Consider the following 25,139-nt stretch of genomic DNA (forward strand, 5'->3'; position numbering starts at 1 on the left):
CATGAAGTGCCCCAAGTGCGGCCTGGATCTCCAGACGCTGACGAAGGGCGACGTGGACATCGACACCTGCTTCAACTGCCACGGCATCTTCCTGGACGCTGGCGAGCTGGAGCGGCTCATGAAGCAGGCGGGCCACGAGAACAGCGGCAAGTGGATGGGCGCCGTCCTCAACCTGTTCAAGAACAAGTAGTCCCCTGGGAGGCCCGGCCCATGAAGCTCACCGTCGAGCAGGTCCGTCATGTGGCGACCCTGGCGCGGCTGTCGCTGACCCCCGAGGAGGAGGAGCGCTCGGCCACGCAGCTCTCCGCCATCCTCGAGGCGGTGGCCCAGCTCCAGGAGCTCGACGTGAGCGGAGTGGAGCCCACCTCACACGCCTCGCTCGCGTCCTCGCTGCTGCGCGAGGACGCGACGCGGCCCTCCCTGCCCCCGGAGAAGGCGCTGGCCAACGCGCCGGCCAAGGTGGGCACCAGCTTCGCCGTCCCGAAGATCCTGGAGTGATGCCATGCAGCTGACCGACCTCACCCTGCTGGAGCTGGCACGCGAGCTGGCCTCGGGGGAAACGAGCGCCGTGGAGGCCACCCGGGCGTGCCTGGCGCGCATCGCCCAGGTGGACGGGAAGGTGAAGGCCTTCCTTCGGCTGGACGAGCACGGGGCGCTGGCGGCCGCCGAGGCCAGTGACAAGCGCCGCGAGGGCGGCAACCCGCTCGGGCCGCTGGATGGCGTGCCGGTGGCCGTCAAGGACATCTTCCTCACCGAGGGCGTGGAGACCACCTGTGGCTCGCGCGTCCTCCAGGGCTTCCTCCCGCCGTACGACGCCACCGCGGTGCGGCTGTTGAAGGAAGCGGGCATGCCGATCATCGGCAAGCTCAACCAGGACGAGTTCGCGATGGGCTCGTCCAACGAGTCGAGCGCCTTTGGCCCCTGCCACAACCCGTGGGACGTGACGCGCACGCCGGGAGGCTCCTCGGGAGGCTCGGCGGCGGCGCTGGCGGCGCGCGAGGTGTTCGGCACGCTGGGCACGGACACGGGCGGCTCCATCCGCCAGCCGGCGGCGCTCACCAACACCGTGGGCCTCAAGCCCACCTACGGGCGCGTGTCGCGCTACGGCGTCATCGCCTATGCCTCCTCGCTGGACGCGCCGGGCCCCATGGCGCGCACGGTGGGCGACGTGGCGGCGCTGCTCCAGGTGCTGGCGCGGCATGATCCGCTGGACTCCACCTCGGCGCCGGCGGACGTGCCGGACTACCTCGCGGACCTGGAGCACGGGGTGGCGGGGCTGAAGCTGGGCGTGCCGCGCGAGTACTTCGTCGAGGGCATGGACCCCGAGGTGGAGGCGTCGGTGCGCGAGGCCCTGAGGGCCTACGAGCGGCTGGGCGCCACGCTGGTGGACGTGTCCCTGCCGCACACGAAGTACGCGCTGGCCACGTACTACCTGCTGGCCCCGGCGGAGGCGTCGAGCAACCTGGCCCGCTACGACGGGGTGCGCTACGGCCAGCGGGCGCGCGACGCCAAGGGCCTCAAGGACATGTACGGCATGACGCGCGACCAGGGCTTCGGCCCCGAGGTGAAGCGCCGCATCATGCTGGGCACCTACGCGCTGTCGGCGGGTTACTACGACGCCTACTACGTGAGGGCGCAGAAGGTGCGCACGCTCATCCGCGAGGACTTCACCAAGGCCTTCACCCAGGTGGACGCGCTGGTGACGCCGACCTCGCCGGTGCCGGCATTCAAGCTGGGCGAGAAGGTGAACGACCCGCTGTCCATGTACCTCATGGACGTGTGTACGCTGCCGTGCAACCTGGCGGGGCTGCCGGGCCTGTCGCTGCCCTGCGGCTTCACGAAGGCGGGACTGCCGATCGGCCTTCAGCTCATGGGCCGGCCGTTCGACGAGGCGAAGCTGCTGCGGATTGGCCGGGCCTTCGAGCGCGAGCACGACTTCACGCGCCGCCTGGCCCCCATCTAGAGAGGACATCGGGAGACGCCATGCCCTTGAGCGATTTCCAGACAGTCATCGGGCTCGAGGTCCACGCCCAGATGCTGACGAGTTCCAAGATCTTCTGTGCCTGCTCCACCCAGTTCGGCGCGGCGCCCAACCACAACACCTGCCCGGTGTGCCTGGGACTGCCCGGGGTGCTGCCGGTGCTCAACGCGCGGGTGGTGGAGTACGCCATCCGCACGGGACTGGCGCTCGGCTGCACCGTCAAGAAGACCAGCGTGTGGAGCCGGAAGAACTACTTCTATCCGGACCTGCCCAAGGGCTACCAGATCACCCAGTTCGATCAGCCCATCTGCGAGTGGGGCCAGCTCTCCATCGACACGCCCGAGGGGGAGAAGACCATCCGGGTGCGGCGCATCCACATGGAGGAGGACGCGGGCAAGAGTGTGCACGACGCCTCGGCGAGCGAGAGCCTCGTGGACCTGAACCGCGCGGGAGTGCCGCTGATGGAGATCGTCAGCGAGCCGGACCTGAGGAGCGCGGACGAGGCGGTGGACTACCTGAAGTCCCTGCGGGACGTGCTGGTGTACCTCGGGGTGAACGACGGGAACATGGAGGAGGGCTCGTTCCGCTGCGACGCCAACGTCTCGGTGATGCGCAAGGGGGCCACGGCGTACGGCCAGCGGGTGGAGCTGAAGAACATCAACTCGTTCCGGTTCATCAAGCAGGCCATCGAGTACGAGGTCGCCCGGCAGGTGGACGTCATCGAGTCGGGTGGGAAGGTGGATCAGGAGACGCGGCTGTACGACCCGAACAAGGGCGTGACGCGCTCGATGCGCTCGAAGGAGGAGGCGCACGACTACCGCTACTTCCCGGAGCCGGATCTGCCGCCGCTGCACCTGACGGACGCGCAGCTCGACGACGCGGCGAAGTCGCTGCCGGAGCTGCCCCGGGCGAAGGTGACGCGCTTCATGAGCCAGTACGGGCTGCCGGCATACGACGCGAAGATCCTCTGCGCGGAGCGCCCGCTGGCGGACTACTTCGAGGCGGTGGCGCAGCACTTCAAGGACTACAAGAAGCTGTCGAACTGGTTCCTGGGGGAGCTGCTGCGGCTGCTGAAGGACGAGGGCGGGAGCGTGACGACGCTGCGCTTCTCGACGGTGCAGTTCGCCAACCTGCTGGGGGCGGTGGAGAAGGGGACGATCTCCGCGAACGCGGGCAAGGACGTGTTCGGGGAGCTGTTCCGGACGGGGAAGGACCCGGAGGCGATCATCGCGGAGAAGGGCCTGGCGCAGGTGAGCGACACGGGCGCCATCGAGGCGGTGGTGGACGAGATCCTGGCGAAGAACGCGGGCGAGGTGGAGAAGTACAAGGCCGGCAAGAAGCACGTGTTCGGCTTCTTCGTGGGTCAGGTGATGAAGGCGATGAAGGGCAAGGGCAACCCGACCCTGGTGAACGAGCTGCTCAAGAAGAAGCTCGGCGAGTAGTCCCTGCTCAGAAGAGCCGGACTCCCACGAAGAAGGCGGTACTGAGTCCCAGGCGGAGCCAGCGCCGGTCCTTCTCGGTGAAGTCGTACGCGCCTCGGGTGAGGGTGAGGTCGAAGGCTCCGGTGCCGAAGCGCACCCGGGCCTCGCCACCCAGGAAGAAACGAGAGCCTGCAGTGGGGAAGGAGTTGCCCCCGATGCCGAGGCCGAAGGCGGGGCTTCGACTCCTGCCCTCGTAGCGGTAGTCCGGAGCGGTCTGGGAGGTATGCACCTCCATCGCTCCGGCGAGCAGGAAGCCGTAGAGGTCCACCTTGCGGTAGTTCCGGTCCGCCACGGTGAAGTGGTAGCCCAGACGGCCAACGGCGTAGAAGTCCCTGCGCGAGACATCGCGCTCGGAGAAGAGGTTGGGCACCCAGCACGCCAGGGCGCACTGGTTGACGCTGGCCTCCGCCCCCAGGGAGAGCGTGCCGGGACCGATCGGCAACACCCCCACCTCCAGGGTCGCACCGGCCTCCAGGGAGAGCGGCAGCAGCGAGGCGGCCCCATCGAGGCGGAGGTCGAGGTTCCCCGGGCGCATGAGCGGACGCGGCTCCTCCGATACGCCCGACGCGGCGAGCAGGGCGAGGCTCCATCCATGGAAGAGGGCGGGAAGTGACATGACCGACCCTCTTACTACCCGTCCCGAGTTGAGTAGGAGCGGATTTCACGCACTGTCACGCAACTGCTCCGAGCTTCGCGCCGATAATCAAACTCGCAGAAGCAGGCCGCGAATCCTCTCTCCCACCGCTCCGCTCCCGGGGCAGGACCCGACATCGTGCGAATGACCCAACCCTCCTCGAGGTACACGCTCCTCGACCGCCGTCTGCTGGCGGTCGTGCTCTCCCTCACGCTGGCGGCCTGTGGTGGCATCCCCGAGGACGAGCGGGGTGATGACACCCTGGGCGTCCAGGAATCCGGGCTGGGGGAGGTCCGGGTGCGCCTGATGGCCGCCAACATCACCAGCGGCAACCTTCAGAGCTACGACCCGGGCGAGGGCATCCGCATCTTCAAGGGCACGAAGCCGGACGTGGTGATGATTCAGGAGTTCAACTACGGGGACAACTCGGCGAGCGCCATTCGCGGCTTCGTCGACAGCGCGTTCGGCACGACGTTCTCCTACTACCGCGAGGGCGCGGCGCAGATTCCGAACGGCGTCATCAGCCGCTGGCCCATCATCGCCGCGGGCGAGTGGGACGACAATCAGGTCACCAACCGTGACTTCGCGTGGGCGCGCATCGACGTGCCGGGCCCGAAGGACCTCTGGGTGGTGAGCGTGCACCTGCTCACCTCGAGCAGCAGCATCCGCAACACCGAGGCGACCAACCTGGTCAACTTCATCAAGGCCAACATCCCCGTGGGGGACTACCTGGCCATCGGCGGTGACTTCAACACCAGCAGCCGCACCGAGGCCTGCTTCACCACCTTCTCCAGCGTGGTGACCACGGCCGCCCCCTACCCGGCGGACCGCAACGGCAACACCAACACCAACGCGGGCCGCACCAGCCCATACGACCATGTCCTCGTCGACAGCGACCTGCGCGCCTACCAGACGGCGACGGTCATCGGCGCGAGCACCTTCTCCGCGGGCCTGGTGGCGGACACCCGCGTGTACTCGCCCCTCTCGGACATCTCCCCGGCGCTGAGCACCGACAGCGGCGCCACCAACATGCAGCACATGGCCATCATCAAGGACTTCCTCATCCCGGGCGACACCGCCACCGCGAGCGTCACGGTGACCTCGCCCAACGGCGGTGAGAGCTGGGTGGGCGGCAGCTCCCAGGCCATCACCTGGACGGCCTCGGGCGTGACGAACGTGAAGCTGGAGTACACGTTGGACGGCTCCACCTGGACCGTCATCACCTCCAGCACCGCGGCCTCCACGGGCAGCTACACCTGGACGGTGCCGAGCAGCGCCACCACCGCCGCGAAGGTGCGCGTGAGCGATGCCGCCAACTCCGCCATCACCGACACGAGCAACGCGGCCTTCACCCTCACCACGTCCACGGGCGGCACCGCGCAGGTGTTCATCAACGAGGTGCTGGCCAACGAGCCGGGCTCGGACGTGAACGGCGAGTTCGTCGAGCTCGTCAACTCGGGTGGGACGGCCGCGGACCTCTCCGGCTGGACGGTCTCCGACAGCACCGGCGTGCGCCACACCTTCGCGAGCGGCACGACGCTGGCGGCGGGCGGGGCGATCGTGGTGTTCGGTGGAGCCCTTGGCATCCCGGCGGGCCTGTCCAACGCGGTGGGCGCCTCCACGGGGACGCTCGGCCTGGGCAACAGCGGTGACACCGTGACGGTGAAGAACGCGGCGGGGACGACGGTGAACACCACCACCTACGCCTCGTCGCTCGCGAGCACGGACGGCGTGTCGGCGAACCGCAGCCCGGATGGCAGCAGCGGCGGCACCTTCGTGCTGCACACCACGCTGTCGAGCGCCGCGTCCTCGCCGGGCAAGCGGGTCAGCGGTTCCGCTTTCTGATGAGGCACGGAGCGCGTCACTCCTCGGGGTGACGCGCTACCCCGTCGGTCCGAGCGCGGCCAGCTCACCCCGCGCCGGCACTGGCACGGTGACCTGGAGCACGTCCTCGGCGCGAGGGTCCGCGGCCTGCGCGAGCACGCGGACCTCCCCGGGCCCCACGCGCTCGAGGATGAGGGAGGGGGCCTCGAAGGTGTTGTCGAAGAAGCCGCCCACGAGCTGGGGATTCACGGCGTAGCGCACGCGGCGCAGGGTTCGGAGCTGGGCGAACAGGCCCTCGTTGAACCACTGCTCGCGGCGGAGCTGGTGCTCGCCGGGGTCGTTGAAGGCCCACGGCCCATCCCACGGCCAGGCGTTGGCGGAGGGTTGGGCCACCACGTCGGCGCCGAGCCCATCCATGACGCTCGCGGTGGGGACGAAGCCGGGCTCGCGGGAGGTATGGGGCTCGCGAAAGCCGTCGTAGCAGATGAGGGTGCCGAGCCGCCCGAAGGGGGTGTCCACCACGCGCAGCTCCTCGGGGACGCCGGGGCTGAGGCGCAGGATGTCCTCCTGCGTGGGCACGAGGTTCACCTTGCGCGTGACGGCCACGCAACGCCCGTCCGGAGCGAAGGTGTGGCTGGTGTTGTACGTGCGCGCGTCCTGGGGAACGAAGTCGGGGCCCTCGTCTCCGAGCCGGTTGCGGGGCAGCAGCGCGGAGCCGGCCACCACCCACAGGCCGAAGTCCCGGGCGATGGTGGAGAAGGTCGTCCACAGGACCCGGTGGACGTGCGGGGCCATGGCGGCGAAGAGGCACTCCTCGAGCGAGCGGGGGTGGTGGCGCACGGCCGACGCGAGCATCGAGGGGAGCCGGGCGAGCGCCACCCGGGTCATCGCGGCTTGAGCGGTGGCGCAGTGGCGCACCCGGTCCAGGTGGCCCATCACCCCGAGCGGAGCGCCCAGCATCTCCGGCCATACGGCGAGGGCGGGGTGGAGGGGGCATCCCTGGTCATCTCGGGCGCGCAGGGCATCCACGCGCGCGGCGAGGGCCCGGTGGCGGGCGATGAAGGCCTCGGGGGAGGCGTAGTCGTCCAACGAAACGCGGGGCTGGACGGCGAACAGCTCGACATGCGTGGGCGGGGGACTCTCCACGCGCCGAGACTACTTGTACATGCCGATGTCGCGCAGGCGCTGCTTGAGGAACGCATCCGCGGTGATGGGGGGCTGGCCCGGCTTCTCCGGCGTCACGGTGGACGGCAGGGCCTCCAGCATGCACTCCGGATAGGGGTGCACGAAGAAGGGCATGGAGTAGCGCGTGTTGTCCTCGGCGAGCGAGGGCGGGTTGACCACGCGGTGGGTGGTGGAGGGGATGACGCCGTTGGTGATGCGGCTGAGGATGTCACCCGAATCCACGACGATCTGCCCGCGCAGCGTGTCCACCGGAATCCACTCGCCATCGCGGGTGAGGATCTCCAGGCCCGAGGCGGTGCCCTCGCACAGCAGGGTGATGAGGTTGATGTCCTCGTGCTCGGCGGCACGCACCGCGCCGGGGACGAACTTCTCCTTCAGGGGCGGGTAGTGGATGACGCGGAGCACGGAGGTGCCGTCCTGCGCCATGTCGCTGAAGGTGTTGCGCTCGATGCCGAAGTACTCGGCGATGGCCTGGAGCATCACCGCCGCCGCCTCGTCGAGCGCGCTGTAGAGGGCGAGCGTGTTGGAGCGGAAGCCGGGCACTTCCTCCGGCCAGACGTTCTGGACGTCGGAGTCGGAGCGGCGCGGGTGGCCCTCGGGCAGGTCGCGGCCCACGTGCCAGAACTCCTTCAGGTCGCCCACGGTGCGGTTCTTCGCGTGCTCCTTGCCAAAGGGCGTGTAGCCGCGCTGTCCGCCCAGCCCGGCCAGGTGGTAGCGCTGCTTCACCTGCTCCGGCAGGCCGAAGAAGGACGCCACGTCCGCGTAGGTGCGGCGGATGAGCCCGTCATCGACGCCATGGCCCTCGACGGAGACGAAGCCGAACTCCTTGAGGGCGTCTCCGAACACCCGGACGAACCGGGCGCGCTCCTCGGGGTTGCCGGAGCGGTAGTGGGACAGGTTGACGAGGGGAATGCGGCGAGTGGGGCGGGACATGGCGCGCGCACTCTAGCCGCCACTCGGGGGGAGGTGAACCGTCTCGGGGTGAAGCCTCGGTGCCAGCGGCTGTCCAGAATGGCCCGTGCGGCGCGGTCGCTCGCGGTTGACAGGCGAACCTTTCTCTGGCACGCAGGCGCGGCACAAAGTGGATTCAGCCTGGGTTCCGAACGAGGCGTCCGCTGAGCGAGGGGGAGTACCCATGAAGACGTTTCGGATTCGGATTGCCCTGGTGCTGACCTGCTCCATCGCCTTGAGCGGCTGTTTCGGTGCCGCCACCGAGGAGCAGTTGTGTGAGCGTGCCGACGAGTGCAACTTCCTCCCCGCGGGCACGAGCGTGGATGAGTGCACGGACCAGTACACCAAGTGCACGGAGGCCCTCACCTCGTCGGAGCGCGCGGACTGGGAGAACGGCACCGAGGCGTGCCTCAAGATGCAGTCCTGCACGAACTTCTCGAACTGCTACGACGCCGTTCCCGGTTGCTAGCGGGCGGTCCGCTCCGGGCCAGGCTCACGCCCGGAGCCCCCGTCTCACGCCGGCCTGATCCTTCTCCAGGGTGCTTCGCCCTAGAAGATGGCCGCCTCGCAGGTGTTGCTGATGAAGTGGTTGTCGCAGTCGGAGATGGCGTCCAGGAAGGACGCCTTCTGCTCGGACTGACAGGTGTCGAGCTGCTGGTAGCACTCCACCTGGTAGTCGAGCTGCTCCAGGTCGTTCCCCGCGCACCGCTGGAGGTTGTGCTCGCACCGGCTCGGGTCGAAGGCGGGCAGGGGGGCGCTCTCCAGGCAGGGCCGGGACTTCCGCTCCACCTCGGCGTATACCTCCGCCAGATCCTGGCAGGGGGTGCTCTGGCACCCGGCGAGGAGCGCCACCACGGCCAGGGGGGCCACCATCCATCCAGAGGTCCGCATCGGTCCATCCTACCCGCCCGGCGGGCGGCCGGGCGCGAGGGAAACCCGGCGGTGTCCACGAGAGGGCAACCGGGGAGGCGGGCCTCGGGCCGATGCATCATGTGCGCCGACCCCCTGCATCTGCCTTGACTCCCCTCGGCTTCTCCCGTAGATCGAGCCCCCTTTGCATCCTAGGACGGGTTTGACCCGTCCGAAATGCACGTGGGCCATTCAGGGTTGAATCAACCCGGATAACCAGGGGTTCTACGATGTACGCAGTCATTCGCACGGGCGGCAAGCAGTACCGCGTGGCCGAGGGCGACGTGCTCCGGATCGAGAAGGTCTCGGGAGACGTGGGCGCCGAGGTGACCTTCAACGACGTCCTGATGCTCGGCGGCAGCGACAGCCCGAAGGTGGGGCAGCCGACCGTGTCGGGCGCTCGAGTCGTGGGCAAGATCCTGGCTCAGGACAAGCACCGCAAGGTGTTGCACTTCCGCAAGGAGAAGGAGGGCTGGACGCGCCGCCGTGGCCACCGTCAGCCCTACACCGAGGTCAAGGTGACCTCCATCTCCGGCTAGTCCGGGTCACAACTTCCCGGAGCGCCGAGCGGCGCGCCGGCAGCATCAGGAATCGGTGTCATGGCTCATAAAAAGGGACAAGGTTCTTCGCGCAACGGTCGCGATTCCAATCCGCAGTACCGCGGCGTGAAGGTGTACGCGGGCGAGACCGTGAGCGCGGGGAGCATCCTCGTGCGGCAGGTTGGCACGGTCATCCACCCGGGCTCCAATGTGAAGCTCGGTCGCGACTACACGCTCTTCGCCACGGTGGATGGGGTGGTCAAGTACGAGCGCCAGGGACGGGACCGCAAGCAGGTCTCCGTCTACCCGGCCCAGACGAGCGCCTAGTCCGGCCTCGTTCCGCGTTTGTCTTGCGAGCGGGTCGCTCCCGGTCCAACCGCCCTTCCGGCGCTGGACACGGTAGCGGCCCGTTCCGCATTTGAGGGGCGTATGAAATTCGTTGATGAAGTCCGAATCCACGTGAAGGCCGGAGACGGTGGCAAGGGCGCCGTCTCCTTCCGGCGGGAGAAGTACATCGACCGCGGCGGTCCCAACGGCGGAGACGGGGGCAACGGCGGCTCGGTCATCTTCGTGGTCGATCCCCAGCTCACCACCCTGCTGGACTACCGCTACCAGCAGCACCACCACGCCCGCAACGGCGAGGGTGGCATGGGCAACGACTGCAATGGTCGCTCGGCCGATGACCTGGTCCTCCGGGTGCCGGTGGGAACGCTCATCCGCGATGACACGACCGACGAGCTGCTGGCGGACCTGGATACCGAGGGCCAGCGCGTGGTGGTGTGCAAGGGCGGGCGGGGCGGCCTGGGCAACATGAACTTCGCCACCTCCACCCGACAGACGCCGCGCTTCGCGCAGGACGGCACCCCGGGCGAGGAGCGCACGCTGCGGCTGGAGCTCAAGCTGCTGGCCGACGTGGGGCTGCTGGGCTTCCCCAACGCGGGCAAGAGCACGCTCATCTCCATCGTGAGTCGGGCCCGGCCGAAGATCGCCAACTACCCCTTCACCACGCTCGTGCCCAACCTGGGCATGGTCCAGTACAAGGACGGCCTGTCCTTCGTGATGGCGGACATCCCCGGCATCATCGAGGGCGCCAGCGAGGGCGTGGGGCTGGGTCACCAGTTCCTGCGGCACGTGGAGCGCTGCAAGGTGCTCATCCACCTGCTGGACATGAGCGCCGAGGGCGAGGGGCGGGATCCCATCCGCGACTTCGACGTCCTCAACACGGAGCTGCGCACGTACAGCGCGGAGCTGGCGCACAGGCCCCAGGTGGTGGCCGCCAACAAGCTGGACCTGCCGGAGGCACAGGCGCGGCTGGAGCCGCTGATGAAGGAGATGCGCAAGCGCGGCATCGCCGTCTTCCCCATCTCGTGCGCCACGGGCTCCGGCATGCAGCCCCTGCTGGACACGGTGGCCGAGGTGCTCTTCACCGGCCGGACGGACAAGCTGCACGTGGAGCCGCCCCCCAAGGCCCGGGTGGAGAAGAAGGCCCCCGCGAAGCAGGTGGTGGCCAAGGCCCCCGCGAAGAAGGCCGCGGTGAAGAAGGCCCCCGCGAAGAAGGCCCCCATGAAGAAGGCTCCCGCGAAGAAGGCCGCGGCGAAGAAGGCCCCCGCGCGCAAGGTGGCCGCGAAGAAGGCCCCCGCGAAGAAGGCGGCGAGGGCTCCCGTGAAGAAGGCCGCGGCGAAGAAGGCACCGGCGCGCAAGGCGGCGGTGAAGAAGGCCGCCCCGAAGCGGGCCCGGAGGTCCTGACGCGATGTCCGGTGGCGGTCCTCGTTACGAGAGGCTCGAGAAGGCTCCGGTGGATCCGGAGTCCCTCCTGCTCGACGTGCGCAAGGAGAAGATCGACAAGGTCATCTCCCACCGTACGCGCACCTTCACGGTGGTGCTGGACCGGCTGGAGGACAGCTTCAACATGGCCGCGGTGCTGCGCACCTGCGAGGCCAATGGCCTCCAGGAGGTGCATGTCATCGTCAACCCCGAGGCGCCCTTCATGCCCAATTCGCGGGTGGCGCAGGGCTGCGACAAGTGGCTCGACGTGAAGCTCTACAAGGACTTCGCCTCGTGCCGCGAGCACCTCAAGTCGCGCGGCTTCGCCCTGTACGCCTCGGCCATCCGCGAGGACGCCACCAGCCTCTACTCCCTGCGCTTCGACTCCAAGATCGCCCTCGTCTTCGGCAACGAGCGCCAGGGCGTGAGCGACGAGGTACTGGCGCAGTCGGACGGCACCTTCTGGATTCCGATGCGCGGCTTCAGCCAGAGCCTCAACATCTCCGCCGCCGCGTCGGCCTCCATCACCCGCGCCATCTCCTGGCGCGAGGAGCACCTCGGACGGGTGGGAGACCTCTCCGAGGCCGAGGCCCAGGAACTGCGTGACCGCTTCTACGTGCTCGCCGTGAAGCAGCGGCGGCGACTCTTCAAGAAGCCGCCCCCGTCCAAGCCGTGAATGCCCGGGCCGGGGGCCCGTCTGTAGGTACAGTTGGAGCCGCGGGCCGCTCGCCCGCCTGGAGAGAGTTCAAGCCATGTACCTCGGAAAACTGCTCGTGACCCTGCTGGCCGCGCCGGTGATTGCTCCGGTTCCCTCCACCCTTGCCCAGCAGGTGGTCGCTCAAGCGCCTGCCCAGCAGGCGCCCGCCCCCGCCCAGGCCGCTCCCAAGGCCGAGGCCCCGAAGGCCGTCGAGGCCCCCAAGGCCGCCGAGAAGAAGGTCGATCCAGAGGTGCTGGGGCTGGTGGCCCGGATGCAGGCCTTCTACGAGAAGACGCAGGACTTCACGTCCGAGTTCAAGCAGGACTACAAGTACAAGGCCCTGCGGCGCACGCAGACGTCGACGGGCAAGGTCTCCTACAAGAAGCCCGGGCTGATGCGCTGGGAGTACGAGAAGCCCTCCTCGCGCACCTTCGTGCTGGCTGGCGAGAAGGTGTACGCGTACGACCCGGGCGCCCAGACGTTGAGCGTGGGCCGCATCGACACCACCCAGCTCTCGGCCTCGGTGACGTTCCTCTTCGGCCAGGGGAAGCTGGCGGACGAGTTCTCCATCTCCAAGGGCACCTGCAAGGACTGCAAGGGCATGCTGCTGGTGCTGGACCCGCTCAAGGCCGAACCGCGCTTCCGCCAGGTGCGTCTGGAGGTGGATCCGAAGACGGCCCAGGTGCTCAAGAGCACCGTGGTGGACCCGGACGGCAGCGAGAACACCATCGCCTTCCTCAACCTGAAGACGAACGTGGGCGTCGCCGCGGACAGCTTCAAGCTGAACCCGCCCGAGGGCACGCGCATCGACGACTTCACCAAGCGGAAGTAGCCGGTGCGGCGCGCGTGTCTCGGGGCCCTGTTGCTGGTGCTCGCCGGGTGCCACCGGGCGGCGGGCCCCGCCGCGCCCGAAGCTCCTGGCACGCTCGTGGGCCAGACGCTCCCGCTGCTGCCCTCGCCCAACCTGCGGCTCGTGGTCGAGGGCCACTTGAACGGGCGTCCGGTGCCGGTGGTGCTGGACATCGCCCGGGCGCTCACCGCCGTGTCCTCGGGCTGCTGGGATGAGAAGCGGCCCCGCCCACCCACCGTGGGCAGCGCGCGCGTGCCGGACGTCTACGCCGGGCCCGGGGGCGTGCGCGATTGGCCCCTGGTGCGCGTGTCCGGCCTGCGCGTGGGAGGCGTTGCGCTGGGGGCTCGGGGCGTGGGGCTCACCGACGAGCGCGCCTGCGCGGTGACGCTGGGGGCGGACGTACTGGCCTCCTATGCCTTCACGGTGGACCCGCTGCGCCGCGAGGTGACCTTCGAGAAGTCGCGCGCGACCGCTCCCACGGAGGACCCGGCCGAGGAGGTGTTCCGGCTCGAGCTGGCCCGGGAGCCGGTGGGCGACTGGCCGCTGCTGGCGGCGCGAGTGACGCAGGGAGAGGCGGCTCTCACCGGACCCTTCGTGCTGGGCACGCGTGAGCCCTTCTCTCGGCTCGCGCTGGAGCCCGCGGCGGCGCAGGGCCTTCAACCCCTGGAGACAGCCTCCAATCTGCCGCCGAGGGCCTACGTGGTGGACGCGGTGGAGGTGGCCTCGGGCGTGGGGGTGAAGCCGGTCGTGCTGGAGGCCGGGGTGGGGTGGAGGAATCCGATCACCCTGGGCCGGCTGGGTCCGGATGTCTGGGGCCGCTTCCGCGCCACGTTGGACGTGCAGGGGGACACGCTGGTGCTGCGCCGGCCGCGCGTCCAGGTCTCCGAGGGTCGCCAGCGCTGCGCGCGTCCGGGGAGCCAGAACCCGGAGGAGTTCCGCGAGGAGTCCTGCTTCGGGCTGCACGTGCGCCGGGGGACGGAGGGGCGCATGGCCGTCACGGGCGCGGTGTTTCGCGATCTGCCCGAGGGCGGACGGGTGCACCTGGAGCCACTGGGTGAGGACGGCAAGCCGCTGACGTTGGACTGCCAGGTGGGGTTCTCGTTCTCCCCCACGACCCGGGGCGCGACGACGCAGCACCTCGTGCCGTGGCCCCGCCTGGCACAGGCCATGCCCGAGTGCGGCGAGGCCTTGAAGGCGGTGCGCGGGTACTCGCTGGCCCTGTTCGAGGAGGGCCAATTCCAGGAGTGCCCCAACGCGTGCATCTTCGTGCACCAGCCGAGCACCCGGCGCACGGTGTGCGAGTGCCAGCCCACGCCCCTGGGAGAGGTGGCCGTGCCCCGGCGGAGCAACACCCCCCAGCCTCCGACGAAGAAGGAGCGCGAGCAGGAGCCCGAGGACCCGAAGTGAGCGTCGTCGAGCCCACCCCTCCGCCCGCCCTCTGGCGAATCGTTGTCCTGCTGGTGGCCTGGGGCGCCTTCGCCGCCTGGTGCGTGAGCGGCATCCCGCCCTCGGTCGATCTCCCCGCCCACGCGGCCCAGATGCAGACCCTCGCCGAGCTCGTCCGGGGCAACCCGGAGGTGGCGACCTGGTACGAGGCGCACTTCCCGCTCGGCTATGGGTTTCCCATCTGGCTCTTCCTGCCGGTGTCCCTGCTGACGAATGGTGCCTTCGCCGCGCGGCTGGCGACCTGGACGGGGCTGATGCTCTTCCCCCTGGCGCACCTGTCGCTCGCGCGCATCCTGCGGCGGCCCGAGTGGACGGTGGTGCTCGGGCTCCCGCTGGCCTTCAACATCTCCTACTGGTACGGCTTCCTGCCGAGCTTCTTCGCCCTGCCGCTCGCCCTGCTCGCGCTGGCCCTCTACCTGCGCATGCTCCAGCGGCCCGGGCGCGTGGTGGTCGGCGCGGTGGGGCTCGCGCTCCTGTCCACCGCCACCATGCTCTCGCATCTGGTCTCCTTCGGGGCCCTCTGCGTGGGCATGGCCGCGCTCGCGCTCACCTCGGCCTCCCGGAAGCGGGCGGTGGGGCTCGCCGCCATGGGTCTCGCGCCCCCGCTGCTCCTCTGCGCGGCGCGCGTGGTGACGCTCGTGTCGAGGGCCTTCGTGCCCGGCGACCACACGGTTCCCGACTACGGGTGGGGCTCGCACTTCAACTGGCTCCCGCGCAACTACCGCCCCGAGGGCTTCCTCGCCGTCGCGTGCCCGCTGCTCATCACGGCGGTGTTCGTGGTGGCCTACCTGCGCCACCGGCGTGAGGAGCCCCGGGCCCCCTGGGTGCTCTTCCTCGCCCTGGGCGCGCTCTTCCTCGTGACGCCCAAGGCCCTCTCGGGGGCGTGGCTCATCCACGTGCGCTTGCCGGTCCTCGCGGGCGTCGTCGCCCTCGTGCTGGTGGACCCGGCGCGCATCGCCCGGCCCCTGAAGGCCCTGCTGCTGCTGCTCGTGGTGGCCTCGCTCGCCGAGACGGCGCGCTTCCACTGGCGCTTCAAACACGAGGTGGAAGGGCTGGAGACGCTGGTGTCGAGCCCTCCGCCTCCGGGGGTGCACGGCTACGTGTCGCTCGTCGGGAACCGGTCCCGGGGCAGCCGCCTCGTCTACCTGGAGCACCTCGGCCAGTGGTGGACGGCCACCCAGGGCGGGGTGGGGCACCACTTCTTCGCCAATGGAGACCACCTGCCGGTGCGCTTCCGTCCCGGCCAGGAGCTGCCCCAGTGGATGGATGGCGCCTCGGCCGAGTCACTGGCGCCCTTCTCGTCCCTGCTGGTGTACGGCGAGGGGCCGCTGCCCGAGACCCTCTCCGGCTTCGAGGAGACCGCGCGCGCGGGAGCCTGGCGCCGTCTGGAGCGACGGTAGTCTTCACGCGAAAAGAAGAAAGGCGGCCTCCAGCAGGAGGACCGCCTTCTCATCGGCCGGAGTCGGCCGTTCATCGTGTGTCGCGGGACGTCAGCGCGCCGACGGAACGACGGGCATCGGGACGGACTCGCGCGCCTTGTGCACGCGCGCCTTCGGGTTGGGGCGCTCGACCACCTTGGCCACCAGGTCGTAGTCGTGCGCCTCCGTCACCTCCACGGTGACGAACTCGCCCGGGTAGGCCATGCCATCGTTGATGTAGACCTGACCGTCGATCTCCGGCGCCTGCCCCTCGGTGCGGCCCACCAGCAGGTGCTCGGACTCCTCGCTCGGGCCCTCCACCAGCACTTCCAGGCGCTGCCCCACGAGCTTCTTGTTCTGCTCGCGGTTGATGCGCTTCTGGATGGCCATCACCTCGCGCCAGCGCCGCTCGATGGTCTGCTTCGGCACCTTGTTCTCGTACGCGTAGGCCGCCGTGCCCTCCTCGTCCGAGTACTGGAACACGCCGAGCCGCTCGAAGCGCTGCTCCTTCACGAACTCCTTGAGCAGCTCGAAGTCCTCCTCGGTCTCGCCGGGCATGCCGACGATCATCGAGGTGCGCATCACCAGCCCCGGTACCCGGGTGCGCAGCTTCGTGAGCAGCTCCTTGAGGAACTTCGAGTCCCGGCCCCGCTTCATCGACAGCAGCAGCTTGTCGCTCGCGTGCTGCAGCGGCATGTCCAGGTAGCGGGCGATCTTCTTCTCCGTCGCCATCAGCTCGATGAGCTCGTCGGTGAAGACGCGCGGGTAGGCGTAGTGCAGGCGGATCCACCGCACGTCCACCTTCACCAGCTCGCGCAGCAGGTCATGCAGCTTCGGCTTGCCCGGCAGGTCATGCCCATAGGCCGTCAGGTCCTGCGCCACCAGGTTCAGCTCCTGCACACCCTGCTCGGCGAGCCGCTGGGCCTCGGCGACGATGTCCTGGATGGTGCGCGAGCGCTGGCCACCGCGCAGCGTGGGGATGATGCAGAAGGCGCACGCGTTGTCGCAGCCCTCGGAGACCTTCAGGTATGCCGTGTAGGACGGCATCGAGTTCTCGCGGGGCGTCTGCGCGTCGTGGATGTAGTCCGGATCCGGAATCACCTGGCGCGGGGAGGCCTCGGCGGCGAGCAGGTCGCCAATCTGGGCGTAGGCGCTCGTGCCCAGGAAGTGGTCCACCTCGGGCATTTCCTTGGCCAGCTCGGCGCCATAGCGCTGCGAGAGGCACCCGGTGACGACGAGCGTGCTGCAGGCCCCCGTCTTCTTCATCTCCGCCATCTCCAGGATGGAGTCCACCGACTCCTGCTTGGCGGGACCGATGAAGGCACAGGTGTTGACGACGATGACCTCGGCGGCGGCGGGGTCCTGCACCAGCGAGTAGCCACGCTGCTTCAGGGTGCCGAGCATCACCTCGGAGTCCACCCGGTTCTTCGGGCAGCCGAGGGTCATCATGTAGAGGCTCTTGGTCTCAGGAGGAGTCTGCACAGCGCCTACCGCTTTCCGAGTTCGGTGCGCTCGAAGTGGTCTCCACTCCAAGCAAAGTTGATGATCGGGCCGTTCGAGTAACCGATGCTCAAGCCGCCCTCTTCATCGAGCATCATCGAGGTAGCACGGCCCAGCGCGCACGTAGCGGCCGGCCATTCGAGCACCCGTTGCGCCGTCTTTCCCTTCACCAGGTAGAGGCCCAGGCGCAATTCCTTGTCCGAGTCACACTTGCCGTCCGGGGTGTACGGCGACTCGCCAGACAACACCGTGACCAGGGGCCGTCCATCCGGCAGTGAGATGGTTTCGGGCACATTCACGTCCGCCCCGTTGGCCTCCGCCGCGTTCTGGGTCACCAGGCTCTTGAGCAGCCCGGGCGTCAAGCGCGCGTCCGCCTCCACCCAGGTCGGGTAGTGGAGCACGCCGTAGCCCAGCCAGGCGCCCTTCTGTCCCTGGAACGCCATCACGCCCGCCGGAGGCTTCAGCTTGAGACCCTTGCGGAACTCGTCCGGCAGCTTGAGGGCCTCGCCCACCATGCCGCCGTCCTTGCAGTTGGAGGCGTTGCGGTAGGTGAGGCACAGGTCCAGCACGAGGGGCCCCTCCGCGGGGAAGCGCGGGAAGGCCCGCGCGGGGATGGCCAGCTCGAAGGCCAGCTTGTCGCCCTTCTGCTGCACGCCCGCGTTCACCAGCTTCCGGGCGGCCTCGGAGGTGCCGCTCTCCGTCGGCGCGTCGCTCTGGCCATCGGAGGCGAAGTGGAACACATGGCCGGTGGCGGCGGGGCCTCCATCGGGGAAGAAGAGGCTCAAGGTGAGCTCGTCTCCCGTCTGGACCTGGTCTCCCGTGGCCTCCACCGCCACGTAGAGCGTGTCCTTGCGCCACCCGACGCGGCCGGTGATGGAGGCGCTCGCGTCCCCCGGAGCCATCGGCTTGAGGGTGAGCGTGGCGGGGAAATCCTTGAGCTGTCCGTCGAGCTTCGGCTCGCGGGACAGCTGCGGGATGGCCTTGGTGGGACGCTCCCGCGCGGAGGCCGCCGCCGGAGCGAGCGCCGCGAGGACGGCGGAGACGACGAGTGGGCGCACGGCTAGTCCCGGAAGTTGGTGAACTGCATGTCGAGCTTCAGCCGCTCCTGCTCCTTGCGGAACAGGGCGATGGCGGCCTGGAGGTCGTCCCTGTTCTTGCCGGTCACCCGGAGCTGATCGCCCTGGATGGAGGCCTGCACCTTCATCTTCGCTTCCTTGACGAGCTTCACCAGCTCCTTGGACTTCTCCACCGGGATGCCCTGCTGGAGCTTGATGAGCTGCTTCACGTTGGACAGGCCCGTCTTCTCGATGGGCTCGTACTCCAGGGCCAGCAGCGAGATGCCGCGCTTGGCCAGCTTGGGCAGCAGGACTTCCTTGGCGGCCTGGACCCGGTCCTCGCTGTTGGCCTTCACCGTGAGGGAAGTCTTGTCCGGAGCGAGGACGATGTCCGCCTGGGAGCCCTGGAAGTCGTACCGGGTCGAAATCTCCTTCTTGGTCTGGTTGACCGCGTTGTCGAGCTCGGCAAGGTCGATTTTGGAGACGACGTCGAACGATGGCATGGCGTCCGCGCCCTTATCACACCTTGAGGACCATCGGCACCACCACCGCCCGCTTCGAGGTGTACAGCTTGAAGGCCCGACGTACGGAGCGTGCGAGCTCCTCCCGGGCCATGGCGTCATCCCCCCTCAGCTGGGGGGACATCTGGAGGAAGAAGGCGCGGGCGTCCTCGGCCACCCGGGGCAGCAGCACCTGCTCGTCCAGGCTCAGCCCCTGGCCGGTGAGCTGGGGCCCCGACATGACGGACAGGTTGTCCCGGTTGATGACGATGGCCGCCACGATGAAGCCCGTCTCGGCCAGCCGGGTGCGCTCCTGGAGGATGTCCGGCGTCACCACCCCCGAGCCGAACCGGTCCCGGTAGATGCGGCCCGTGGGGACACTCCCGGCGAAGTGGCCCCGGCCCTCCTCGAAGGCGAGCAGGTCTCCATCCTGGGCCAGCAGCAGGTGCTCGGGGGCCATCCCCGACTCCTTCGCGGTGGCCAGGTGGCGGTGCAGGTGGTGCAGCTCGCCGTGGATGGGGACGAAGTTGCGAGGGCGGATGATGTCCAGCACGCGCCGCTGCTGGGGCTGGCTGGCGTGGCCGGACACGTGCACCCCCGGCTCCAGGTCCGGGTAGATGACGCGGGCGCCTCGCCACAGGAGCTGGTCGATGAGGCCGGACACGGCGCGCTCGTTGCCGGGGATGGCTCGGGCACTGAGGACGACGAGGTCCCCGGGGCCCAGGCGCAGGGGACCGTCCCCGGCGGCGAGCTGCGAGAGGCCGGCGCGGGGCTCGGCCTGGGAGCCGGTGGCGAGCACCAGCAGGCGCTCGGGAGGGACGGCGGCCGCGGCCTCGAGTGGGACGAAGAGGGCGTCGGTGACACCGGGGAGGAAGCCGAGCTGGCGGGCCATTTCGATGTTGCGCGCCATGCTGCGGCCCATGGTGACGACCTTGCGCCCCAGCTTCTCCGCGAGCCCCAGCACGTGCTGGACGCGGTGCACCTGGGAGGCGAACATGCCCACCACGACGCGGCCGGGTACGTCGCGGAAGAGCCGCTCGAAGGTCTGTTCCACCAGGCGCTCGCTGCCCGTCTCGTGGGTGCGCTCCGAGTTGGTGGAGTCGGACAGGAGGCAGAGCACGCCCTCGTCGCCGAGCTCGCCCCAGCGCTCCAGGTCGGTGCGCTGGCCGTCGATGGGGTCCGGGTCGAGTTTGAAATCCCCGGTGTGGATGACGGGGCCCTCGGGGGTGCGGACGATGTAGCCCACGGCGTCCGGTACCGTGTGGGTGACGCGGCTGGCCTCGACGGTGAAGTGGGCGCCCACGGGGAAGGGGTGGCGGGGCTCTATCTCTCGCAGGTCCGCCTTCACGGCCAGCTCCTCCAGACGGCCGCGTACCATGGCCAGGGTGAAACGCGTGCCGTAGACGGGCACGGGCACCTCGTTGAGGAGGAAGGGCAGGGCGCCGACATGATCCTCGTGTCCGTGGGTCAGGACGATGCCCTTGAGCTGCGCGGCGTTGCGCCGCAGGTAGGTGAAGTCCGGCACGACGATGTCCACGCCCAGGGTGCCGCTGGGGGGGAACATCAGGCCGCAGTCGATGAGGAGCATCTCCCCACGGCAGGCGATGACCATCGCGTTGAGGCCGATCTCACCGAGTCCTCCCAGGGGAATGACGTGGAGCATGCGCCTACATATATGGGCACCCACCACCAGACGGCCTCAGGAATCGCACGGCCCCTCGCTTGTCCCATGAGCGTTCCCCCGAAGTGTTGGGTCTCACCCTGGAGGGGGGAGCGGGCGGACTTAGGGCCTTCAGCCCTGCTGCTAGGCTCAACGTCAGGCGTCCTCGAGGAGGTTCGACATGGTCCGCATCGTGACGTGGGGGCTGTTGTTGGCGTCCGTCCTGCTTCAGCCAGGTTGCCAGTGGTCCGAGTACCCCGAGGGGGGCGGTCCCGGTGGGAACGGAGACGCGGGGTCCGAAGGGGCGGGCCCGGGGTCGGGCTGGTCCGACGAGTTCGTGGTTGGCGCGCCTCCGGAGCTCCCCTGGCTCGAGGGCCACGGGTCCTTCGAGGAGACATTCGACGCGGCGGAGATGGACCTCGCGCGCTGGCGTCTCTCCAACAACTGGTCCAGCAGCGAGGACTTCAACGCCGGCTGGCGCGCCGACCATGTGCGGCTCAACGGCGGGAAGATGGAGCTGCGGCTCGACACCACGCCGTGCCCGGAGGGCTGCTCCGGCCATCCGTATGCCTCGGGCGAGACCGCCTCTACCCGCTACTACGGCTACGGGCGCTACGAGGTCCGGATGAAGCCCGCGCGTGGCTCGGGCACGTTGACCTCCTTCAGCATCTACACGGGTCCGGCCGAGAACACGCGGTGGGATGGCATCGACATCGCCTTCGTGGGGCTGAACACCTGGCGCGTCCAGACGAACTACGTCGTCAACGGCAAGGGCTACTACCGGGGCGTGGACCTGCCCTTCGACGCCTCGGAGGACTTCCACACCTACGGCATCGAATGGACGCGCGAGGCCCTCCACTGGTACGTCGATGGCAAGCGCGTCCAGAGCGCGGTGGCCACCAACGGGCCGCTGCCCTCCATGCCGGGGCGCATCCTCATGAACTTCTGGCCCGGCACCGGCCCCAGCACCGAGTCCTGGATGGGCTCCTTCAGGTACCCCGGCACGCCGCTGATCTCCTCCTATGACGAGGTCCGCCATGGGCTGGCCGCGCCGAAGGAGCTGGTGGAGGATTTCGAGACGAGTGCCGCCTGGAAGGTGTCGGCCGAGACGGGCTCGTGGCTCACCCCCTCGCTCCAGGAGAAGGGGCACCTGGGCGGCGCGCTCTCGGTGGTCTATTCGATCGCAACCTCGTCGCGCGCCAGCGCCACGCGCACCTTCGACACGCCCAAGGACTGGAGCGGGGGGCGCTACTTGAGCTTCTGGTTCCGAGGCACCAACACGGGAGACCCCTTCCGCCTGGAGCTGCGCGCCAACGGCTCCGGCATCGACACGGCGGAGCGCTTCGAGTACCGCTTCAAGGACGACGTCAACGGGTGGAAGTGGGTGAACGTGCCGCTGTCCTCCTTCACCCGGAACGGCCAGCCCGTGCGCTCCTCCCAGCTGACGACCGTGCGCGGCCTCTCCATCGAGCCGCTGGCCGGCAAGGGCCACTACGTCCTCTTCGACGACCTCGAGCTGGAGCGCTGAGCCGCCCTGAGTAGGTGTGCCTCGCTCCTACCCACGAGGCGAGGCGCACCACGGGACTGGGCGCCCCGGCCCGGCTCGTGCGAGGCTTGTCCGCTGATGGACACAGCGGGAATCATTCACACTGGAACGGCGCTGGCCATGGTGGCGCTGGTGCTGCTGGAGCTGCGCCACCCGCAGTTCCGGGCGGACAGCTTCGAGGCGGGGCCACGGCGGCGGCGCAACTGGGCCTTCTTCGTCACCAGCTTCATCCCGACGCTGGTGGTGCAGTCGGCGGCCACGTGGTTCCAGTCGCACCTGCCCTCGCTGCTGCGGCCCGGGACGCTGCCGCCCGTGGTGGACTTCCTGGCCTGCATGCTGGTGGCCGAGCTGGTGAGCTGGGTGAGCCACTGGGTGAAGCACCAGCACCCCTTCCTGTGGCGCTTCCACTTCCAGCACCACCGCGAGGAGCACTTCAGCGTGTGGATGGTGACGCACACGCACGCGCTGGAGGTGGTGCTGTCGGGCTCGGCGATGGTGGCGCTGCTGGCGTGGCTGGGCTTCTCGCCCACGTCGGTGCAGCTCTACTTCGCGATGTACTCGGTGACGCTGACGTACCACCACTCGGCGCTGGGGTACTCGCTGGGGTGGTTGGACTGGCTCATCATCAGCCCCGCCTACCACCGCCACCACCACCGGCGGGTCGGTAAGGGCAACTACGGCGGGACGCTGACGGTGTGGGACGTCGTCTTCGGCACGGCGCGCTGGCCCGAGCCGGAGACGGCCACCGCGCCCCTGGGGCTGCCTCCGCAGGCGCGTGAGCCGTTCGGCTTCCGCAAGGAGATGTTGTACTTCCTGTCGGGCAGAGGCGGACAGCGGTCTTGAGCTGGCTCGGTTTCTTCGAGCGGTTGCTGGCACTCCGGTGGCGCCTGGGCCTGGGGCTGCTCGCGCTGTTCGTGGTGGCGGGTCTGGGCGCCGCGCGCGTGCCGATGGATCCCTCCATCGAGCGGATGCACCCCATCGGGGACGTGGCCAAGGCGGACTTCGACCGCTACCGGCGCGCCTTCCCCGGCGAGGACTCGCAGGTGTTCGTCATCGCCGAGGGCCCTGGCGTCTTCACGCCCGGGGGACTGGCCTCGCTGGCGAAGCTGGAGGAAGCGCTGCGTGGCCTGCCTCGCGTGCGGCACGTGGTGGGGCCCGTCTCGGCGCGGACGGTGGAGGGGCTCCTCTTCCCCGAGGAGTCGCGGGGGAGCGCGGAAGGGCTCCAACGGGCGCTCGCGCGGGCCCGGGAGGACTCGCTGGCCCGGGCGCTGGTGCACCCCACGCGGGAGCTGGTGGTGGTGCAGGTGGCGCTCGCGTCGGGAGCGGGGGTCGAGCGGATGCTCGCCGAGCGCACCTTCTCGCTCCAGGCCGGGGAGGTGCTGGCCCGCCACGCGGGAGCGGAGCTGAAGCTGACGCTCTCGGGAGCGCCGGCGGTGCGCGCCACGCTGGCTCGCATGGTGGAGGAGGACATGGGGCTGCTGTTGCCCCTGGCGCTGCTCGTCATCCTCGGGCTGGTGGCCTTCGCCTATCGAGACCCGTGGTCCGTGCTGGCCACGGCGGCGACGCTGGTGGTGGCGTGGATGTGGATGGTGGGGGCCATGGGGTGGGTGGGCGTGCCCTTCGGCGTGCTCACCTCGTTCGCCCCCATCGTCATCCTCATCGTGTCGCTGACGGACACGGTGCACGTGCTGTCGGACCTGGAGGAGCGCCGCCGCGCCGGGACGCCGTACGGGCAGGCCCTGGTCGAGGCGATGGCGAACGCGGCCGGGCCTTGCCTCGCCACCGAGCTGGTCATCGCCGCGGGCTTCCTGTCCATGGGCTTCATCGGCCTCACCGCCGTGTGGGAGTTCGGCCTGGCCACGGCGATGGGCGTGCTGCTGGCGTGGGCGGCGAACATGCTGGTGCTGCCGTGGGTGCTCTCCCTGCGCTCGCGGGCCTCGGCGGCACGGGCGCGGCGGGAGCTGGCGGCCTCGCGGAAGCGGCCCCTGGACTCGGTGCTGGGGTGGGTGGAGCGGCAGGTGGTGCACCGCCCGAGGCGGGTGCTGGTGGTGGCGGGGCTGGTGACGGTGCTGAGCGTGCTGTCCCTGACGCGGCTGGAGCACGAGTTCCGTGTGTTCGACGACCTGCGGCCGGACTCGCCACTCGCGGCCGAGCTGACGTACGCGGAGGGGGCGCTGGGGGGCCTGGTGCCGCTGGCCGTGTTCCTGGAGCCGGAGCAGGGGCGCGAGGGCGCGGCGCTGTCGCCCGAGGCCCTGGCCTTCCAGGAGCGGGTGGATGCGTACTTCGCGGCACTGCCCGAGCACCCACCGGTGGTGAGCCTGCCGCGCCTGCTGGAGCCGGTATACCAGGCGCTATGGGGGCCGGCGCTGCTGGAGAAGAGCGAGGAGACCACGGCGAAGGCGGTGAAGCGGCTGGAGCGGTACCAACCGCTGGACACGGTGCTGTCGGCGGACCGGAGCGCGGCGGGGGTGGTGGCGCTGTTTCCCAACGTGGAGTCGAAGCGGATGCGCGAGCTGGTGGAGTCGGCGCGCGCCTTCGTGTCGCGCGAGGTACCGGCGGGCTACCGGGTGAGCGTCACGGGCAACCTGGCGATGACCGAGCACGTGACGGGGATGCTGACGCAGGGGCTGTTGCGGAGCTTCCTGTCGGCGTTGGCGGTGAGCTTCCTGGCGTTCTTCCTGGTGCTGCGCAGCGCGAAGCTGGCGCTCATCGGGTTGGTGCCCAACGTGCTGCCGGTGGGCGTGCTGTTCGGGGTGATGCCACTGCTGGGCATCAGCCTGAAGCCGTCCACGGTCATCATCGCGAGCATGGCGCTGGTCATCGCGGATGACGACACGTTGCAGTACCTGGTGCGCTTCAAGCGGCGCTACGTGGCGCTGAAGGCCGAGGGCGTGGACGCGCCCCACGAGCGCGCGGCGCTGGAGTCGTTGAACGAGTGCGGACGGGCGATGTTCGTGACCTCGGCGGCGGTAGCGGGAGGCTTCCTGCTGCTGCGGTTCTCCCGCTTCGAGGGCATCGCCAACCTGGGCCTGTTGACGGGGTTGACGCTGTGGGTGGCGGGTCTGGCGGATGCGTTCCTCAGTCCGGTGCTGCTCATGGCCCTCAAGCCGGAGCTCGGCCCGGCACCCATGGAGCAGGGGCTCTCCACCCAGGGGCCCGTCGCGCCTCCGTAGCGTGGAGCTGGGATGCCCATCCCGTG

At 69.4% G+C, this 25,139-nt stretch carries 24 protein-coding genes; 16 read left to right on the forward strand and 8 right to left on the reverse strand.

Features of this window, described 5'->3' with window-relative positions:
- The 4 genes from VF794_RS29475 to gatB form a co-directional block, all read left to right on the forward strand.
- Positions 1–190: zf-TFIIB domain-containing protein (locus VF794_RS29475; RefSeq protein WP_331116147.1), on the forward strand; the 190-nt coding region annotated here is incomplete at its 5' end.
- Positions 191–210: 20 nt separating this feature from the next.
- The gene (gatC, locus tag VF794_RS29480) at positions 211–498 is read left to right on the forward strand and encodes an Asp-tRNA(Asn)/Glu-tRNA(Gln) amidotransferase subunit GatC (RefSeq protein ID WP_331116149.1); all 288 of its coding nucleotides are present in this window, start codon (positions 211–213) and stop codon (positions 496–498) included.
- Between the two features lie 4 nt (positions 499–502).
- Positions 503–1,963: an Asp-tRNA(Asn)/Glu-tRNA(Gln) amidotransferase subunit GatA gene (gene gatA, locus VF794_RS29485; RefSeq protein WP_331116151.1), complete on the forward strand. Its 1,461-nt coding sequence runs from the start codon at positions 503–505 to the stop codon at positions 1,961–1,963.
- Between the two features lie 20 nt (positions 1,964–1,983).
- Complete coding sequence (gene gatB, locus VF794_RS29490) at positions 1,984–3,423, forward strand: Asp-tRNA(Asn)/Glu-tRNA(Gln) amidotransferase subunit GatB (protein WP_331116153.1); 1,440 nt, start codon at positions 1,984–1,986, stop codon at positions 3,421–3,423.
- A gap of 7 nt (positions 3,424–3,430) precedes the next feature.
- Here the strand turns inward: gatB and VF794_RS29495 are convergent, their stop codons facing one another.
- On the reverse strand, positions 3,431–4,078 hold the full coding sequence (locus VF794_RS29495; protein ID WP_331116155.1) for a hypothetical protein: 648 nt from the start codon (positions 4,076–4,078) through the stop codon (positions 3,431–3,433).
- A gap of 162 nt (positions 4,079–4,240) precedes the next feature.
- Here VF794_RS29495 and VF794_RS29500 point away from each other — a divergent pair, with 162 nt between their 5' ends.
- Entirely contained in the window at positions 4,241–5,941 is a 1,701-nt protein-coding gene (locus VF794_RS29500; RefSeq protein WP_331116200.1) for a lamin tail domain-containing protein, read from the forward strand.
- Between the two features lie 36 nt (positions 5,942–5,977).
- Here the strand turns inward: VF794_RS29500 and VF794_RS29505 are convergent, their stop codons facing one another.
- Positions 5,978–7,066, reverse strand: coding sequence for a carbon-nitrogen hydrolase family protein (locus VF794_RS29505; protein ID WP_331116157.1), 1,089 nt, complete (start codon positions 7,064–7,066; stop codon positions 5,978–5,980).
- 9 nt (positions 7,067–7,075) lie between these two features.
- Complete coding sequence (locus tag VF794_RS29510) at positions 7,076–8,038, reverse strand: isopenicillin N synthase family dioxygenase (RefSeq protein ID WP_331116159.1); 963 nt, start codon at positions 8,036–8,038, stop codon at positions 7,076–7,078.
- A gap of 202 nt (positions 8,039–8,240) precedes the next feature.
- Between VF794_RS29510 and VF794_RS29515 the strand changes: the two genes are divergently transcribed.
- The gene (locus tag VF794_RS29515; protein ID WP_331116160.1) at positions 8,241–8,525 is read left to right on the forward strand and encodes a hypothetical protein; all 285 of its coding nucleotides are present in this window, start codon (positions 8,241–8,243) and stop codon (positions 8,523–8,525) included.
- Positions 8,526–8,605: 80 nt separating this feature from the next.
- Here the strand turns inward: VF794_RS29515 and VF794_RS29520 are convergent, their stop codons facing one another.
- Positions 8,606–8,947 carry a hypothetical protein gene (locus VF794_RS29520; protein WP_331116162.1) on the reverse strand — a complete coding sequence of 114 codons (342 nt, stop codon included), beginning with the start codon at positions 8,945–8,947 and terminating at the stop codon, positions 8,606–8,608.
- Between the two features lie 248 nt (positions 8,948–9,195).
- Here VF794_RS29520 and rplU point away from each other — a divergent pair, with 248 nt between their 5' ends.
- The 7 genes from rplU to VF794_RS29555 all read left to right on the forward strand — a co-directional run bounded on the left by rplU (position 9,196) and on the right by VF794_RS29555 (position 15,661).
- The gene (gene rplU, locus VF794_RS29525) at positions 9,196–9,504 is read left to right on the forward strand and encodes a 50S ribosomal protein L21 (RefSeq protein ID WP_331100975.1); all 309 of its coding nucleotides are present in this window, start codon (positions 9,196–9,198) and stop codon (positions 9,502–9,504) included.
- A 60-nt stretch (positions 9,505–9,564) separates the two neighbouring features.
- Positions 9,565–9,831 carry a 50S ribosomal protein L27 gene (rpmA, locus tag VF794_RS29530; protein WP_331116163.1) on the forward strand — a complete coding sequence of 89 codons (267 nt, stop codon included), beginning with the start codon at positions 9,565–9,567 and terminating at the stop codon, positions 9,829–9,831.
- 102 nt (positions 9,832–9,933) lie between these two features.
- Complete coding sequence (gene obgE, locus VF794_RS29535) at positions 9,934–11,250, forward strand: GTPase ObgE (protein ID WP_331116165.1); 1,317 nt, start codon at positions 9,934–9,936, stop codon at positions 11,248–11,250.
- 4 nt (positions 11,251–11,254) lie between these two features.
- Positions 11,255–11,944 (forward strand): RNA methyltransferase, encoded by a 690-nt coding sequence (locus VF794_RS29540; RefSeq protein ID WP_331116167.1) that lies wholly within the window; start codon positions 11,255–11,257, stop codon positions 11,942–11,944.
- Positions 11,945–12,020: 76 nt separating this feature from the next.
- The gene (locus tag VF794_RS29545; protein WP_331116169.1) at positions 12,021–12,797 is read left to right on the forward strand and encodes an outer membrane lipoprotein carrier protein LolA; all 777 of its coding nucleotides are present in this window, start codon (positions 12,021–12,023) and stop codon (positions 12,795–12,797) included.
- 3 nt (positions 12,798–12,800) lie between these two features.
- Positions 12,801–14,222, forward strand: a complete 1,422-nt coding sequence (locus VF794_RS29550) for a hypothetical protein (protein WP_331116171.1) — start codon at positions 12,801–12,803, stop codon at positions 14,220–14,222.
- Positions 14,219–15,661, forward strand: coding sequence for a hypothetical protein (locus VF794_RS29555; protein WP_331116173.1), 1,443 nt, complete (start codon positions 14,219–14,221; stop codon positions 15,659–15,661). The genes VF794_RS29550 and VF794_RS29555 overlap by 4 nt, the downstream gene beginning before the upstream one ends.
- Positions 15,662–15,751: 90 nt before the next feature.
- Here VF794_RS29555 and rimO read toward each other — a convergent pair whose 3' ends face one another.
- Genes rimO through VF794_RS29575 form a run of 4 tightly spaced genes read right to left on the reverse strand, consistent with a single transcriptional unit; the run spans position 15,752 to position 20,397 of the window.
- Positions 15,752–17,125 carry a 30S ribosomal protein S12 methylthiotransferase RimO gene (rimO, locus tag VF794_RS29560; protein WP_331116202.1) on the reverse strand — a complete coding sequence of 458 codons (1,374 nt, stop codon included), beginning with the start codon at positions 17,123–17,125 and terminating at the stop codon, positions 15,752–15,754.
- 41 nt (positions 17,126–17,166) lie between these two features.
- Entirely contained in the window at positions 17,167–18,237 is a 1,071-nt protein-coding gene (locus tag VF794_RS29565; RefSeq protein WP_331116175.1) for a hypothetical protein, read from the reverse strand.
- Between the two features lie 2 nt (positions 18,238–18,239).
- Positions 18,240–18,737, reverse strand: coding sequence for a YajQ family cyclic di-GMP-binding protein (locus VF794_RS29570; RefSeq protein ID WP_331116177.1), 498 nt, complete (start codon positions 18,735–18,737; stop codon positions 18,240–18,242).
- 16 nt (positions 18,738–18,753) lie between these two features.
- Complete coding sequence (locus VF794_RS29575; protein WP_331116179.1) at positions 18,754–20,397, reverse strand: ribonuclease J; 1,644 nt, start codon at positions 20,395–20,397, stop codon at positions 18,754–18,756.
- 178 nt (positions 20,398–20,575) lie between these two features.
- Here VF794_RS29575 and VF794_RS29580 point away from each other — a divergent pair, with 178 nt between their 5' ends.
- The 3 genes from VF794_RS29580 (at position 20,576) to VF794_RS29590 (ending at position 25,113) form a co-directional block, all read left to right on the forward strand.
- A complete protein-coding gene (locus tag VF794_RS29580; protein ID WP_331116181.1) occupies positions 20,576–21,922 on the forward strand; it encodes a family 16 glycosylhydrolase in 1,347 nt (448 codons plus the stop codon).
- Between the two features lie 96 nt (positions 21,923–22,018).
- Entirely contained in the window at positions 22,019–22,783 is a 765-nt protein-coding gene (locus VF794_RS29585; protein ID WP_331116183.1) for a sterol desaturase family protein, read from the forward strand.
- On the forward strand, positions 22,780–25,113 hold the full coding sequence (locus tag VF794_RS29590; RefSeq protein WP_331116185.1) for an efflux RND transporter permease subunit: 2,334 nt from the start codon (positions 22,780–22,782) through the stop codon (positions 25,111–25,113). Before VF794_RS29585 ends, VF794_RS29590 begins: the two co-directional genes overlap by 4 nt.
- The last annotated feature ends 26 nt before the right edge of the window (positions 25,114–25,139 follow it).

Source organism: Archangium sp. (assembly GCF_036389735.1).
GTDB lineage: Bacteria > Myxococcota > Myxococcia > Myxococcales > Myxococcaceae > Archangium.

Bases quoted from the DNA above. Each gene is read 5' to 3' on its own strand.
- gatC (WP_331116149.1), top strand. From the start codon at position 211: ATGAAGCTCACCGTCGAGCAGGTCCGTCATGTGGCGACCCTGGCGCGG.
- gatA (WP_331116151.1), top strand. From the start codon at position 503: ATGCAGCTGACCGACCTCACCCTGCTGGAGCTGGCACGCGAGCTGGCC.
- gatB (WP_331116153.1), top strand. From the start codon at position 1,984: ATGCCCTTGAGCGATTTCCAGACAGTCATCGGGCTCGAGGTCCACGCC.
- VF794_RS29495 (WP_331116155.1), bottom strand. From the start codon at position 4,078: ATGTCACTTCCCGCCCTCTTCCATGGATGGAGCCTCGCCCTGCTCGCC.
- VF794_RS29500 (WP_331116200.1), top strand. From the start codon at position 4,241: ATGACCCAACCCTCCTCGAGGTACACGCTCCTCGACCGCCGTCTGCTG.
- VF794_RS29510 (WP_331116159.1), bottom strand. From the start codon at position 8,038: ATGTCCCGCCCCACTCGCCGCATTCCCCTCGTCAACCTGTCCCACTAC.
- VF794_RS29515 (WP_331116160.1), top strand. From the start codon at position 8,241: ATGAAGACGTTTCGGATTCGGATTGCCCTGGTGCTGACCTGCTCCATC.
- VF794_RS29520 (WP_331116162.1), bottom strand. From the start codon at position 8,947: ATGCGGACCTCTGGATGGATGGTGGCCCCCCTGGCCGTGGTGGCGCTC.
- rplU (WP_331100975.1), top strand. From the start codon at position 9,196: ATGTACGCAGTCATTCGCACGGGCGGCAAGCAGTACCGCGTGGCCGAG.
- rpmA (WP_331116163.1), top strand. From the start codon at position 9,565: ATGGCTCATAAAAAGGGACAAGGTTCTTCGCGCAACGGTCGCGATTCC.
- obgE (WP_331116165.1), top strand. From the start codon at position 9,934: ATGAAATTCGTTGATGAAGTCCGAATCCACGTGAAGGCCGGAGACGGT.
- VF794_RS29540 (WP_331116167.1), top strand. From the start codon at position 11,255: ATGTCCGGTGGCGGTCCTCGTTACGAGAGGCTCGAGAAGGCTCCGGTG.
- VF794_RS29545 (WP_331116169.1), top strand. From the start codon at position 12,021: ATGTACCTCGGAAAACTGCTCGTGACCCTGCTGGCCGCGCCGGTGATT.
- rimO (WP_331116202.1), bottom strand. From the start codon at position 17,125: ATGACCCTCGGCTGCCCGAAGAACCGGGTGGACTCCGAGGTGATGCTC.
- VF794_RS29570 (WP_331116177.1), bottom strand. From the start codon at position 18,737: ATGCCATCGTTCGACGTCGTCTCCAAAATCGACCTTGCCGAGCTCGAC.
- VF794_RS29575 (WP_331116179.1), bottom strand. From the start codon at position 20,397: ATGCTCCACGTCATTCCCCTGGGAGGACTCGGTGAGATCGGCCTCAAC.
- VF794_RS29580 (WP_331116181.1), top strand. From the start codon at position 20,576: ATGGTCCGCATCGTGACGTGGGGGCTGTTGTTGGCGTCCGTCCTGCTT.
- VF794_RS29585 (WP_331116183.1), top strand. From the start codon at position 22,019: ATGGACACAGCGGGAATCATTCACACTGGAACGGCGCTGGCCATGGTG.